Genomic DNA, 14,598 nt, shown 5'->3' on the forward strand with positions numbered 1-14,598 from the left:
ATCGGTGGGAAAACGGCAGGATTGCCGCTGGGCGGCCCTTGCAGTCTGCTTGAGCCGGATGCGATGAAAGTCGCCCGTCCGGTTCTGAGGGGGCCGGGGCGCAGCAATGCGCTCCGGCTACCCGACAGTGCTGCGAGTGCGACCACATCGACGCCAAGAACCGGGTAAGCCAATCCCTTTTCATCTGCCGGAACTGCGGGGTCGTTGCCCACGCAGACCGGAACGCCTCCCGCAACATCGCCCGCAAGGGCGGGACCGCGTGGACCGCGGGGCGTGAGTCACGCGTCCCTGCCACCCATAAGGGGTGCCTGGACGGAGGAGCCCACCCAGCAGCCAGTTGGGCGCTACCTCCAAGCCCGGTCGTTTAGGACCCTTGAGGACCGGGGCAAGTTGACTCATCCGACTGAAGGAACGGCTAGCGTCGTACCCGAAATGGGGAGTGTGCTCGACGCCGCCCGCGCCGTCGGGCTGAGGAGCCGGATGACCGGTCCTCCCACCGCCGTCCGCGGGCCGGCGTCGCAGCCACGTCCGCAGTCAAATGACTGAAGCCGTGGCAGGTCGGGACAGGTGATGATGTCGTGACCAAGACGCGGGCCATCGCGTCCAGAAGCGGTTCGAGCTGGACGGGGCCGCGGTGACCGAGGAGACCTTCGGGTCCGCCTGGTCGATCGTGTTCGACCAGGCGGAGAACCGGATGCACGCCATCAAGGCGCTGCTGGTGAGAGCTTTGGAGGATCGACCATGCGTATCGTCGTCGCCGTCGGCGGGAACGCGCTGCTGGAACGCGGCGAGTCGCCGGATGCAGAGATTCAGCGCGATCATGTCCGCCGCGCGGCGCAGGCCCTGGCACCGCTCGCCGCCGAGCACCAACTCGTCATCTGCCACGGCAACGGACCCCAGGTAGGGGCCCTGGCCCTCCTGAGCGAGACGGACAAGTCGCTGGATCGGCCGTACCCACTCGACGTCCTCGGCGCGGTGACCCAGGGCATGATCGGCTACTGGCTGGTCCAGGAACTCCAGAACGCCGGGATGCGGCGGCCCACCGTCGCGCTCGTCACCCAGACCGTCGTCGACGCGGCCGACCCGGCCTTCGCCCAGCCCACCAAGTTCATCGGCCCGGTCTACGACCACCGGCGCGCGCGGGCGCTCGCCGACCGGCACGGCGTGACGATCGCCGAGGACGGCCCTGGCTGGAGGCGTGTCGTACCGTCACCGGAGCCGATCTCCCTCGTGGAGGGCGACACCATCGAGGCGCTGCTCGAACACGGGCACGTCGTCGTCTGCGGAGGCGGGGGAGGCGTCCCGGTCGTCGACACCGGCACGGGCGAACTGCGCGGTGTCGACGGGGTCGTCGACAATGACCTCACCGCGGCCCTCCTCGCCCTGAGGCTCGGCGCCGAACGCCTGCTCGTCCTCACCGACGTCCCCGCCGTGATGCGGAACTGGGGCACCGCCGACGCCGAACCCATGCGCAGCATCGACGTGGAGTCGCTGGCCCGGATGGACTTCCCGGCCGGATCGATGGGACCCAAGGTCGAGGCATGCCTGCGCTTCGTCCGGGCGGCCGGATACCACGCCGCCATCGGCTCGATCACGGACGCCGAGGCGGTCCTGGCGGGACGCGCGGGCACCACCGTCACGGTACGTCCCGCTGCTGCGTCCAGCTGATCACTGGAACGGACCGGCGTCCCGCCGCTACTGGCGACGTACATGAAGAGGACGAACGATGGACACGATGATGGCTCTGCGGGCGCACAGCCGAGGCGGTCCGGAGCAGGCGTTCCAGGACCTCCTCGCTTGGGAGCGCTGTCACGAAACGCCCAGATTGGGGCAATCAGCTACAGTGGGGCCTAAAGTTTTGAGGCCGCGCTCCGCGTGCAGAGCGATCAGCTGTGTGGGAAGCCGGTCAGTCGGACGGAGTGTGCTGGATGGGGCCGGGGGGCCTGTTCGGGCGTGAGAGCGAATCGAAGGTCCTGCTCGATCTGATCGACGCGCTTCCCCTGCGCGGTGGGGCGCTCGTCGTTCGGGGAGAGCCGGGCATCGGCAAGTCGGCGTTGCTGAACGTCGCCACGGATCATGCACGGGCGACCGGCCTGTCGGTGTTCGAAGCCGTTGGGGTGCCGGCGGAGGCGAAGATGCCGTACGCGGGGTTGCACCAGTTGCTGCGGCCCGCCCTCCCCAACAGGCGAGCGTTGGCGACGCCCCAGCGGCGAGCCCTGGCAATCGCGTTCGGCGAATGCGACGGTCCAGCTCCCGCGCCGATCCTCGTCGGGCTCGCGACTCTCAACCTGCTCATCGAGACGGCCGTGAGCCGTCCGGTGGTGGTCTTTGCCGATGACGTGCAATCGCTGGACCGGCCCACTCACGAGGTACTCACCTTCGTCGCACGGCGTGTGGAGTCCGACCCCATCGCGGTGATCGGTGCGGTGCGTTCTGATTACCTCTGTCCGTTCGCGGACGCGGGACTGACGGAGCTGCGGCTCTCCGGGCTGACGGCGGAGGCGGCACGGGACTTGTCGCGCGCATGTGGAGGCGGCCTGCAGGACGCGGTCAGGAAACGGATTCTCCGGGTGGCGTCCGGGAATCCGCTGGCCATCGTGGAGCTTTCGGCCGCCTGGCGGGCGGGGCTGTCCGGCGAGGTGCTCCAGCGGGAGCTTCCGCTCACCTCGCGTCTGCGGAGGGCGTTCGCGGAGCGGCTGGAGGAACTGCCCGCAGCGACACGGGACGTACTCCTCGTGGCCGCCGAAGCGTCGGTGCGAGAACTGCCGCATATCCTGGCGCCCGCGTCCGTATTGGCCGGACACGGGGTGACGGCCACGGACTGTGATGCCGCGATGGCCGTCGGCCTCATCACGGTCGAGGGCGCGGAGGTGCGATTCCGCCACCCGCTGATGCGTTCCGCGATCGTAGACGCCGAGTCGATGGCGCGACGACAAGCGGCGAATGAGGCGATCGCCGCGACGCTCGACGATCAGCCGTACCTCCGTGCGTGGCACCGGTCCCTGTCCATCGTCGGCCCGGACGATGGAATCGCGGATGACCTCGAAACGAACATCGCCGTGCCCTTGCGGCTGGGAGACACCCACGCCGCCATCAGAGGACTCGAACGCGCCGCGGAGCTGACGACGGACCCCCGCCGGCGTGCCCGGCGGCTCCTCGCCGCGGCGGAGCACGCATCCCGTCTCGGTAAGCCCGACCTCGTGGAGCACCTGCTCGCCGCCGCGTCACGGCACCCGCTGAGCGCCGTCGAGCAGGCCAAGGCCGAATTGCTCCACGAGGGGCATGGCGCGGGATCGGCGAACGACCCGGTCCGGGTCATGCGGCTGTGCGCGCTCGCTGGTGAGGCGGCCGGCTCCGGCGACACGGACCTCGCCCTGGATCTGCTGGTCGCCGCCGCACTGCGGTGCTGGTGGGCCGATCCGGGCGCGCAAGTGCGAGGCCATGTGGTCTCCCTCACGGACCGGCTGGCATGCCCCGGCGGCGATCCCCGACACTTGGCGGCACTCGCCTTGGCCGAACCGATCCTTCGGTGCGCCGAGGTCATGAAGCGGCTGGCGCAGATCGTCAGTGTTGATCATTTTCGGGTTGATGAGATCCGGTATCTGGCGCTCGCCGCCCACGCGATCGGAGATCCTGAACGGGCCGCGGACTACCTCGAGGTCGCCGAGGCGAGGCTGCGTGGACAAGGGCGGCTCGGCGGGCTGGCCCTCGTGCTCGCTCTGCAATACAACGTCTGGCTCGACCTCGGCCTGCGGGGCAGGGCCGCCTCCGCCGCCGATGAGGGAAGGCGGATCGCACAAGAGACCCGACAGCCCATCGTGACGAAGGGAACCTTGATGGGCGAGGCCAGAGCGGCCGGTCTGTCCGGTGACGCCGACACCGCACTCCGGCTCGCGACGACTCTCGAACGCGAAGGCGAGCGCAACCACCTCAACAACCTCCTCTCCGGTGTCGGTCTGGCCCGGGGGACCGCCCTGCTCGGCCGGCGACGGTATGCCGAGGCCTACGCCGTACTCCGCAGGCTCTTCGATCCCGCCGACCACGGATTCCACCTCCGCCAACGTTTCACGGCCATCACCTTCCTCGCCGAAGCGGCCGTGCGCGCCGACCAGCAGGACGATGCGCAGGCCATCCTCTCCGAACTGCAGGACCTTGCCGCAGAGACCCCGTCGCCCATGTTGCACATCCACCTCTTGCACGCTCGAGCCGTCCTCGCCGGCGACGATGCCGAATGCTTCTACACCGCGGCGCTGGCGACGGACCTGCGTCGATGGCCGTTGATCCGGGCGCGCATCGAACTGGCCTATGGCGCGTGGCTGCGCCGCCGACGGCGGACCGCCGATTCACGGGCGCCTTTGCGGTCGGCGCTGGCGACGTTCGAGCGTATGCAGACACGTCCGTGGGCCGACCAGGCGCGGGCGGAGCTACGGGCGGCAGGTGTGCGGGAACCCGAGACGGCGCACGATGCCCGGCACCTGCTGTCACCACAGGAATTGCAGGTCGCGCGACTCGCCGTCGAGGGGCTCACGAACCGGGAGATCGGCGAGCGCATGTACCTCTCGCCCCGCACCGTCGCCTCCCACCTGTACCGGATCTTCCCAAAGCTCAATGTCACATCCCGGGCGCAGCTGGCCGCTCGCCTTCAATCCGAGGACTGATCGGAGAAGGTCGCGATTGCCGGCTCAGTCGGGGGACATGCGTGGGCGGCGTTGCCAGGCGTGCTCGGGGCCGTGGGGCCGGGTGGCCGTCAGGGCTCGCTCGGCGAAGTCATCGATCGGCCCGGAGGTGTCGATCATGGTCGCGGGGCGGCGCGGGCAAGGAGCTCGGTGTAGGTGCGCCGGGTCCAGAAGGCGTTGTAGATGCCGGTGCTGTACGGGGCCGGGGTGTCGGGTGAGAGTCCGGAAGACCATGATCCACGGGACGCTGCCTAGCGGCGCGGTGGCGCGTCCCTCGCCTGGAGGAACATCAGCAGCCAATCCCCTTCTCAGGCACGCCCGACCCGGAGACGGCGTCGTGAGGAGCCGGGGGCACCCACGTACGGTCGAAGCCCGCGTCGCGCGGCCGGTGAGGCGTCATGCGTCCGCGTGCTCCGGTGACGTTCGCGCGGTCCTCGGGCCGGTGAAACCGCTGAGGTGGAGCAGCGGCGGCGTCAGGACGAACGGGGCGGCGGCGAGGGCCGCCACGGCGACCATGGCCCCGCGCAGTCCCGTGGCGTCCGCCCACAGGCCGACATAGACCGGACCGAGCAGGAAACCCAGGTAGGACACCGTGCTGACGACCGAGGTCGCACGGCCGGTATGCCTCGTCGACGTTGCGCGACACGGGCCTGGCGCAGGGCGGGCAGGAGGAGCTGAGTGAGGTGGTAGCGGCTGAGGTAGTTGACCGCGAAGAACGGGTGGAGCCCGTCGGCTGTGCGGCTCTCCTGGAAGGTGAACACCCCGGTGGTGTGCACGAGGGCGTCGATGCGGTCGTGTTGGCCGAGGACGCGCTGGGCGGCGTCGCGGACGCCGTCGTGGGTGGGTAGGTCGGCGGCGAGGAAGGACGCCCGGTCGCCGGCGGTGCCGAACGAGGCGAGGGCGGCCTCACCTTTGCGCGGGTCACGGCCCAGCAGAATGAGCCGGTGGCCGTCGGCCAGGAGGTCGCGGGCGGCCTGGAGGCCGATGCCGCTGTTGCCGCCGGCGATGAGGATGGTCTTCATGATGCTCCGGGGAAGAAGACGGGCGGCCATCGTCCGGTGACAACGTGGACCGGGGGGCCGCCCGTCGTTGGTGTCTGGGGGTCATGCGCCGATGAAGTGCTCGGCCTGGTCACGGCTGGTGTGGAGGGCCCAGTAGTCGAGGGCGATCTCGTCGGGCGCGCGGTAGGGGACGCCTTCGGGGGCCTCGGTGCCGATCATGAGGTCGATGGCCACGTTGGCCGCGTAGATGCCCTCGGCGGCCAGGGTGTTGTGGAGGTTGATCGCCCAGTTCCGCTGGCCCGCCTGGGCGATGTTGACGTCGGCGAGCATCGGGTACGGGCTGACCGCGCCGCCGCCGGTGGTGAACAGCAGGGTGCCGGATCCGGCCTCGATCATCCCGGGCAGCACCGCAAGGACGGCGGCGACCGCACCGTAGAGAAGGCTGTCGATCTGCGGACGCAGGGTGTCGATGGTCACCTCCTTGGGCGCGGTCATGGACGGGCCCGCATGCGGGGAGAACTCCAGGACGTCGATCCGCCCGAACCGCGCGATCGCGGCCCCCAGCGCATCGGTGAGCTGGGCGGGGTCGGCGACATCGGCGGGAAAGGCTTCCGCAGTGATCCCGGTGTTGGTGAGTTCGGCGACCAGGGCGTCGAGCTTGTCCTTGGTGCGGGAGATCAGGGCGACGTCGAAGCCGTGGCCGCCGAAGACCTTGGCGAGGGACAGGCCCAGGCCCGGTCCGGCTCCGACGATGGCGATGGTGGGCATGCGTACGTACTCCTTGGCGGGGGGTGGTGCGGTCCCGGCCGGTCGGCCGGGCGAAGACGAAGGGGCGTGCGCGGGGGTCAGTGCTGGTCGGTCGGCGGGGTGGCGCCGGGCGGTGCCCAGTCGGTGGGACACGGCGCGTTGAGGGCGCCGAGGATGCGCTGGGAGAAGGCACCGAGCTGACGCTGCTGCGCTTTGGTCAGCGGGTCGAAGACCAGGCGGCGCACCGCGTCGACATGGCCGGGGGCCGCGGCGGTGACCTTGTCCATGCCGTCGTCGGTCAGGGTGGCCAGGGTGGCGCGACCGTCGGAGGGGTCGGGGTGGCGGTGCACCCAGCCGCGCTTCTCCAGACGGATGACCACGTTGGACAGCCTGGAGAGCGTGCTTCCGGCGTACTGGGCCAGCTCACTCATCCGCAGGGTGCGCTCCGGCGCCATCGACAGCGACGACATCACCACGTAGTCGAAGTGGGCGATGCCCGCGTCCCGCTGCATCCGCGCCTCCAGCGCGGCCGGCAGCTGGGTCAGTACGTAGGCGAATGCGTACCACTGCTGCTGCTCGTCGGCGTCGAGCCAACGCGGCTCAGTGGTCTCCCGTTCCTCTTCCATGCCCCCAGCATACTCCAAGCATGGAATAAAAAGCCAAGCATCTCACTCTTAGCTTGAAGTAAGTGGACGTTATGGTCAGTACAACCTTGAAGTTACTGAATGGAGTGATGTGCCGATGAACGTCTTCTTGTGGATCGTCGCCAGCGTGCTTGCGGTCGCGTTCCTGCTGGCCGGGGCGATGAAGCCAAGCCGCACGCCGCAGCAGCTAGCCGCCTCGGGACTGGGTTGGGCCGAGGATTTCGGCGCCGGGTCGGTCAAGATCATCGGTGGGCTCGAAGTCCTCGCCGCCCTCGGTTTGATTCTCCGCCGCTGCCGGATGGCCGGCGGCCGGGACCGGTCGGTGACGGTTACGTCGGCGGCCGTCGCCCACGTTGAGTTTGGGCGTGTCGCCCTTCCCGGCCCGGGTGGAACGGCGATTTTCCCGAAGTCAACGTTCAGGTGGCCGGGAGGGGCGGTGTCGGCGGACCGTTCAGTCGGGGTCGTAGGCGAGGTTGGGGCGGATCCAGCGTTCGACCTCGGGGACAGGGACACCGCGGCGCGCGGCGTAGTCCTCGGCCTGGTCGCGGCCGATGCGGCCCACGGTGAAGTACCGGGCCGACGGGTGGGCGAACAGCAGGCCGCTGACACTCGCCGCCGGCGTCATCGCGAAGGACTCGGTCAGGCCCATGCCGATCCGGTCGGAGCCGAGCAGGTCGAACAGCGCCTCCTTCTGGCTGTGGTCCGGGCTCGCTGGGTAGCCGAGGGCCGGGCGGATGCCGCGGAAGCGCTCGGCGTGCAGGTCCTCGATCGACGGGTCGGCGTCCGGCTCGAACCACTCGCGCCGTGCCCGCAGGTGGATGTACTCGGCGAAGGCCTCGGCGAGGCGGTCGGCGATCGCCTTGACCATGATGGACCGGTAGTCGTCGCCCGCCGCCTCGTACGTCGCGGCGAGTTCCTCGGCGCCGTGGACGGCGACGGCGAAGCCGCCGATGTGGTCGCCGGACGGGGCGAGGTAGTCCGCGAGGCTGCGGTTCGGGCGACCTTCGGGCTTGGCGGTCTGCTGGCGCAGCATCGGGAACCGTACGCCGCCGTCGAGCACGATGTCGTCGCCCTCGGAGTGGGCGGGCCAGAAGCCGTACACCCCCTCGGCGCGCAGCGACCCGTCCGCGATGATCTGGTCGAGCATGGCGTTCGCGTCGTCGAACAGCTCGCGCGCCACCGGCTGTTCGAGGATGGCCGGATACTTGCCCTTGAGCTCCCAGGCGAGGAACAGGAACTGCCAGTCGATCATCGCGCGGAGGTCCGTCAGGTCCGGCTCGACGGTGCGTGCGCCGGTGAAGGCGGGGACCGGCAGGTCGTCGTACGGGACCCGCTCGGGGTTGGCGCGGGCCTTCTTCAGGGTCAGGAGGGGGCTGCGCTGCCGGGTCTCGTGCTGGGCGCGCAGGCGTTCCTGCTCGGCGCGGTTGTTCGTGTCCAGTTCCTCGGCCCGGTCGGCGTCGAGCAGGGCGGAGACGACGCCGGCGACGCGGGAGGCGTCGAGCACGTGGACGGTGGTGGCCTCGTACGCCGGGGCGATCCGCACCGCGGTGTGCTGGCGTGAGGTGGTCGCGCCGCCGATCAGCAGCGGGATCTTCAGGCCGCGGCGGTCCATCTCGGCGGCGACGGCGACCATCTCGTCGAGCGACGGGGTGATCAGCCCGGACAGGCCGACGGCGTCGGCGCCCTCGGCGACGGCGGTGTCGAGGATGGTGGCGGCGGGGACCATGACGCCGAGGTCGATGACCTCGTAGTTGTTGCAGCCGAGGACGACGCCGACGATGTTCTTGCCGATGTCGTGCACGTCGCCCTTGACGGTCGCGAGCACGACCTTGCCGTTGCCGCGCTCGGCCTCGGCGCGGCCCTCGAGCCGGGCCTGCTCCTTCTCGGCCTCCATGAACGGCTCGAGGTAGGCGACGGCGCGCTTCATCACCCGGGCGCTCTTGACGACCTGCGGCAGGAACATCTTGCCGGCGCCGAACAGATCACCGACGATCTTCATCCCGTCCATGAGCGGGCCTTCGATCACTTCGAGGGGCCGTGCGGCCCGCTGCCGGGCCTCCTCGGTGTCCTCCACGACGAAGTCGACGATGCCGTGGACGAGGGCGTGCGCCAGGCGCTCCTCCACCGGGGCGTCCCGCCAGGACAGGTCCACCGTGCGGCGGGTGCCCGTGCCGCTCACCGTCTCGGCGAACGCGACGAGCCGGTCGGTGGCGTCGGGGTGCCGGTCGAACAGCACGTCCTCGACGAGTTCGAGCAGGTCGGCGGGGATGTCCTGGTAGACGGCGAGCTGGCCGGCGTTGACGATGCCCATGTCCAGTCCGGCGCGTACGGCGTGGAGGAGGAACGCCGAGTGCATCGCCTCACGTACGACGTTGTTGCCGCGGAAGGAGAACGACAGGTTGGAGATGCCGCCGCTCGTACGGACGCCGGGGCAGCGCTCCTTGATCAGCGGGAGGGCGTCGATGAACGCCTTGGCGTAGCCGTTGTGCTCGGCGATGCCGGTGGCCACGGCAAGGACGTTCGGGTCGAAGACGATGTCCTCCGGGGCGAACCCGGCCTTCCGTGTGAGCAGGTCGTACGCGCGGCCACAGATCTCGACCTTGCGCTCGGTCGTGTCGGCCTGGCCGCGCTCGTCGAAGGCCATGACGACCACGCCGGCACCGTAGTCGCGGACGCGCCGGGCCTGCTCCAGGAACGGCTCCTCGCCCTCCTTGAGGCTGATGGAGTTGACGACGGCCTTGCCCTGCACGCACTTGAGTCCTGCCTCCAGCACGCTCCACCGCGAGCTGTCGACCATGATCGGGATGCGGGCGACCTCTGGCTCGGTCGCGATGAGGTTCAGGAACGTCGTCATGGCCCGCTCGCTGTCGAGCAGGTCGGCGTCCATGTTGACGTCGAGGATGTTCGCGCCGCCGCGTACCTGCTCCAGCGCGACGTCGACGGCGCCCTGGTAGTCGTCGGCCTCGATGAGCCGCCGGAACCGCGCCGAGCCCGTGACGTTGGTCCGCTCCCCGATCATGACGAAGCCGGTGTCGGGGGCGATCTCGAACGGCTCCAGCCCGCTGAAGCGCGTGCGCTTCGCCGGTGCCGGGACGGGACGGGGCGCCAGGCCGGAGACGGCGGCGGCGATCCGCTCGATGTGCTCCGGCGTCGTCCCGCAACAGCCGCCGACGATGTTGACCGTTCCCGCGCCGGCGAACTCGCCGAGCAGCCCGGCCGTCTCCTCCGGCGTCTGGTCGTAGCCGCCGAACGCGTTCGGCAGGCCCGCGTTGGGATGGCAGGCGGTGTACGTGCCGGCGAACCGGGACAGCTCGGCGACGTGCGGGCGCATCTCCTCGGCACCGAGCGAGCAGTTCACGCCGACCACGAGCGGCTCGGCGTGCTCGATGGAGTTCCAGAACGCCTCGACGGTCTGACCCGACAGCGTCCGCCCGCTCAGGTCGACGATCGTCACCGAGATCCACAGCGGCAGGTGCGGGGCGACCTCCCGGGCGGCGGCGATCGCGGCCTTGGCGTTGAGAGTGTCGAAGATCGTCTCGATCAGCAGCAGGTCGACGCCGCCGTCGGCCAGCGCCTGGACCTGCTCGGCGTACGAGTCGCGGACCTCGTCGAAGGTCACGGCGCGGTAGGCGGGGTCCTCCACGCGCGGGGAAAGCGACAGCGTGACGTTGAGGGGGCCGATCGAGCCGGCGACGAACCGCCCGCCGGCCTCGTCGGCGGCCTGGCGTGCCAGCTGCGCGCCCCGCAGGTTCATCTCGCGCACGTGGTCCTGCAGCCCGTAGTCGGCCTGGCCGATGCTGGTCGCGGTGAAGGTGTTGGTGGTGGTGATGTCCGCGCCGGCGGCGAGGTAGCGCCGGTGCACGTCCAAGACGACGTCCGGCCGCGTCAGATTGAGCAGGTCGGGGTCGCCGGTGACGTCTCGGGGATGGTCACCGAACCGGTCGCCCCGATAGTCGGCCGGGGTGAGCCGCGCGCTCTGCAGCATGGTGCCCCAGGCGCCGTCGAGCACCGCGACGCGCCGGTCCAGGAGCTCGCGCAGCGCCTGAGGCGTGACGGACGCGCGTCCGTCACGCACCTGGTCGTCGCTTGCGAATCTGTCCACTGGACCACCTCCCGTTGTCGGGAGGCGCCCTTGCGAACATCAGCGATGGCCGAGCGTGGCGGGCATGAGCCCGTTGCAGCGCCTCTCGGCCTCTGAGACCGAGCGTATCAAGATCTGGCGGTGCGATCGAAGCGGACCGGGATCGACGGTGCGCGAGGTCCTCCGGGCGGGATGGGATGAGGCGGTAGGCGTCGCCGCGACCCGTGCCGGGATGCCGATCGGCATGCGGCTGATGGGCCGGCCGCGCTGCGGGCCCTGGCTCACGCGGCCTGGCCGACTGTTGACAAATGTATTGACTCGACACAAATAGCGGCATAAGAACCTCTCGACAACGTTGTCATCGGCCCGATCCCCTCCGCGAAAGGGCGACCCGGAATGACGCTCCCCCGCCCCCTGCGCGTCCTCCTGCCCTGCCTCCTGGTGCTGGGCGCGCTCTTCCTCCCCTCCCCGGCGAGCGCCGCCACGCTCGTATCCGACCCGGCCTCCCTCGTGAACCCGTTTCTCGGCACGAGCAACGGAGGCAACGACTTCCCCGGCGCCGACGCCCCGTTCGGCATGCTGCAGTGGAGCCCCGACACCGCGATCCGGGCGTTGGGCGGCGGCTACTCCTACGACAGCTCCACGATCACCGGGTTCAGCCTCACCCACATGGCCGGACCCGGCTGCGGCGCGTACGGTGACGTGCCGATCATGCCGACGGTCGGCGGAGTGACCAGCCCCGGCTCCGCCTCCTCCTCGTACGCGCACGCAGGCGAGTCGGCGTCCCCGGGGTACTACGGCGTGACGCTCGGCAACGGCGTCAAGACCGAGCTGACCACCACCACCCGGGGCGGCATCGGCCGCTTCACCTTCCCGTCCACCACCCAGGCGAACCTGCTGTTCAAGCTGACCGGCAGCCAGAACGGCGACTCCGCGACGACGTGGCAGACCGTCGGCGACACCGAGGTCGTCGGCTCGGTGACCAGCGGCCGTTTCTGCGGTGCCGGCAACGCCTACACGGTCCACTTCGCGGTGGCCTTCGACCGCCCGTTCAGCACCGGGACCTGGCTCGCATCCGGCGTGCGGTCCGGAGCGAGGCGGCTGGCGGAGAGGTCGACCGCGCGGCGCTCCCACGCCACCGTGTCACCGCACTCGGCGGACCGGCCGGGCGAACCCCGTCTCCACGGGCCGGTGCCGGCGACGACGGCTCCGCTGGCCGCGCCGAACGGCGGGTACCTGACCTTCGACACCACCGGGAACCGGGTGGTGACCGCGCGGGTCGGCATCTCCTTCACCTCCGACGCCAACGCGCAGGCGAACCGGGACGCCGAGGTGCCGAACTTCGACTTCGACGCCACCCGTACGGCGGCGCACAATACCTGGAACACCCTGCTCGGCCGGATCCAGACGGCCGGCGGCACCGCCGCCCAGCAGCACATGTTCTACACGTCGCTGTACCACGCACTGCTGCACCCCAACGTGTTCAGCGACACGAACGGCCAGTACACGGGGTTCGACAACGCCGTGCACACCGCGGCCTCCGGGCACGCGCAGTACGCGAACTACTCGGGCTGGGACATCTACCGCAGCCAGGCCCAACTCCTCGGGATGATCGCACCGGCGCAGGCGAGCGACGTGGCACAGTCGGCGGTCAACGACTACGCGCAAGGCTCCCAGCTGCCGAAATGGGCGCAGGCCAACGGCGAGTCGTACGTCATGGTCGGCGATCCGGCGGCCTCGATCATCGGCGATATCTACGCCTTCGGCGGCCGGGACTTCGACACGACCGCGGCGAAGAACGCGATGATCCACCAGGCCACGGTCGCGAACAACGACCGGCCCGGCCTGAACTACCTGACGAGCATCGGTTACCTTCCCGGCGACGGGACGTACGGCTGCTGCAACTACTACGGGTCCGTCTCGACGACCCTGGAGTACGGCACGGCCGACTTCGCGGTCGGCGCGTTCGCCGGCGCGCTCGGTGACACGGCGAACCAGAAGAAGTTCGTCGACCGCGCCCAGAACTGGAAGAACCTGCTGAACACCTCCAGCGGCTTCATGCAGCCGCGTACGGCCAGCGGGCCGTGGAGTGGCGGCTTCTCCACGACGAGCGGCACCGAGATGGTCGAGGGCACCTCGTGGCAGTACACCGGGATGGTGCCGTTCAACGTCCGCGGCCTCGCCGACGCCAAGGGCGGGAACGCCTCGATGATCGGCTATCTCGACCACGTGCTCGCGGCCTACGACGGCAGCGGCGGCGACCACGCCGACCTCGGCAACGAGCCGAGCATCGAGCTGCCCTGGGAGTACGACTACGTGGGCCGGCCGTGGCGCACCCAGGAGATCATCCGGAACGTCCAGAACAAACTGTGGCCGGACTCCCCGACCGGGTGGGGCGTCGGCAACGACGACCTGGGCACGATGAGCGCCTGGTACGTCTGGTCGGCGATGGGGATGTTCCCCGAGACGCCGGGCACGGCCGACCTGGCCCTCGGCAGTCCCCTGTTCACCCAGGTCGTCATCACGCTCAAAACGGGCGACAAGCTGACCGTCAACGCGCCCCAGGCCGCGACGGACGCACCGTACGTGCAGAGCGCCACCTGGAACGGCGGAAACTGGAACAACGCCTATCTGCCCGCCTCGGCCGTGACGGACGGCGGGACGCTCGGTCTGACGCTCGGCACGACGGCGAACACCTCGTGGGCGACCGCCTCCTCGTCGGCCCCACCGTCGTATCCGGGCACCGGCGGCACGCCCACCCGGACCGGCCCGATCACCTCCGGCATCGCCGGGAAATGCGTCGACGTGGCGAACAGCTCGGCCGCGAACGCCGCACATGTCCAGATCTACACCTGCAACAGCTCCAACGCGCAGAAGTGGACGGTCCAGGGGGACGGCACGCTGACGGCCTTCGGCAAGTGCCTGGACGTCGACCACAGCGGCACCGCCGACGGCACGAAGGTGCAACTGTGGGACTGCAACACCTCCGGCGCGCAGCAATGGACCTACGACACGGCGAACAAGGCGCTGACCAACCCGGAATCCGGCAAGTGCCTCGACGACCCGAACAGCACCACCACGGACGGCACCCAGCTGCAGATCTACACCTGCAACAAGAGCGCCGCCCAGCAGTGGACGCTGCCGGGCTGAGGCGCTGAGCGGCGTGCGGGGAGCCCGCCCTCCCCGCACGCGTGGCGCGGCGGGCTACGTGGCCTCGGCGGCGAGCCGCCGCGCCTGGTCACGGCCCACCTTCGCGGCTTCGTGAAGGTAGTCGGCGATGATCTCCAATTGGTCGTCCGTGTAACGCTCCAGCAGCGCGCCGAACGCCTTCCCCGGGACCTCCCACGCGGCCGCGATCCGCAGGTGACGACCGGCGAGATCGCCCGGCTCGGCACTTCTACCTAAATGACTTCCCATCTGATTTGACAGACGCCATCAAAGCCGAGATC

8 protein-coding genes, 2 pseudogenes and 1 riboswitch are annotated in these 14,598 nt (G+C 69.9%); of the genes and pseudogenes, 5 read left to right on the forward strand and 5 right to left on the reverse strand.

The window, feature by feature from the left end; genetic code table 11:
* Positions 1-131: 131 nt before the first annotated feature.
* The 3 genes and pseudogenes from NE236_RS22355 to NE236_RS22365 all read left to right on the forward strand — a co-directional run.
* Positions 132-368 (forward strand): annotated as a pseudogene (locus tag NE236_RS22355) (hypothetical protein); the annotation flags it as partial.
* Positions 369-741: 373 nt separating this feature from the next.
* The gene (locus NE236_RS22360; protein WP_252844015.1) at positions 742-1,668 is read left to right on the forward strand and encodes a carbamate kinase; all 927 of its coding nucleotides are present in this window, start codon (positions 742-744) and stop codon (positions 1,666-1,668) included.
* Positions 1,669-1,928: 260 nt separating this feature from the next.
* Positions 1,929-4,658, forward strand: coding sequence for a helix-turn-helix transcriptional regulator (locus NE236_RS22365; RefSeq protein WP_252844016.1), 2,730 nt, complete (start codon positions 1,929-1,931; stop codon positions 4,656-4,658).
* Between the two features lie 491 nt (positions 4,659-5,149).
* Here NE236_RS22365 and NE236_RS22370 read toward each other — a convergent pair whose 3' ends face one another.
* From NE236_RS22370 to NE236_RS22380, 3 genes are all read right to left on the reverse strand, one after another.
* Complete coding sequence (locus NE236_RS22370; protein WP_252844017.1) at positions 5,150-5,698, reverse strand: SDR family NAD(P)-dependent oxidoreductase; 549 nt, start codon at positions 5,696-5,698, stop codon at positions 5,150-5,152.
* A gap of 81 nt (positions 5,699-5,779) precedes the next feature.
* Positions 5,780-6,445, reverse strand: coding sequence for an SDR family NAD(P)-dependent oxidoreductase (locus NE236_RS22375; protein ID WP_252844018.1), 666 nt, complete (start codon positions 6,443-6,445; stop codon positions 5,780-5,782).
* Between the two features lie 77 nt (positions 6,446-6,522).
* Positions 6,523-7,050, reverse strand: a complete 528-nt coding sequence (locus tag NE236_RS22380; RefSeq protein ID WP_252844019.1) for a MarR family winged helix-turn-helix transcriptional regulator — start codon at positions 7,048-7,050, stop codon at positions 6,523-6,525.
* Positions 7,051-7,165: 115 nt separating this feature from the next.
* Between NE236_RS22380 and NE236_RS45125 the strand changes: the two are divergent.
* Positions 7,166-7,345, forward strand: a pseudogene (locus NE236_RS45125) (DoxX family protein); the annotation flags it as partial.
* A gap of 174 nt (positions 7,346-7,519) precedes the next feature.
* On the opposite strand, the gene metH reads toward NE236_RS45125, so the two are convergent.
* Positions 7,520-11,170, reverse strand: a complete 3,651-nt coding sequence (gene metH / locus NE236_RS22385) for a methionine synthase (RefSeq protein WP_252844020.1) — start codon at positions 11,168-11,170, stop codon at positions 7,520-7,522.
* Positions 11,171-11,185: 15 nt separating this feature from the next.
* A riboswitch (S-adenosyl-L-homocysteine riboswitch) is annotated at positions 11,186-11,263 on the reverse strand.
* 282 nt (positions 11,264-11,545) lie between these two features.
* On the opposite strand from metH, the gene NE236_RS22390 reads away from it, so the two are divergent.
* On the forward strand, positions 11,546-14,299 hold the full coding sequence (locus NE236_RS22390; protein ID WP_252844021.1) for a lectin: 2,754 nt from the start codon (positions 11,546-11,548) through the stop codon (positions 14,297-14,299).
* Positions 14,300-14,353: 54 nt separating this feature from the next.
* Here the strand turns inward: NE236_RS22390 and NE236_RS22395 are convergent, their stop codons facing one another.
* Complete coding sequence (locus NE236_RS22395; protein ID WP_252844022.1) at positions 14,354-14,566, reverse strand: hypothetical protein; 213 nt, start codon at positions 14,564-14,566, stop codon at positions 14,354-14,356.
* Positions 14,567-14,598: the final 32 nt, after the last annotated feature.

The sequence above is a fragment of the Actinoallomurus purpureus genome, from assembly GCF_024055795.1.
GTDB lineage: Bacteria > Actinomycetota > Actinomycetes > Streptosporangiales > Streptosporangiaceae > Actinoallomurus > Actinoallomurus purpureus.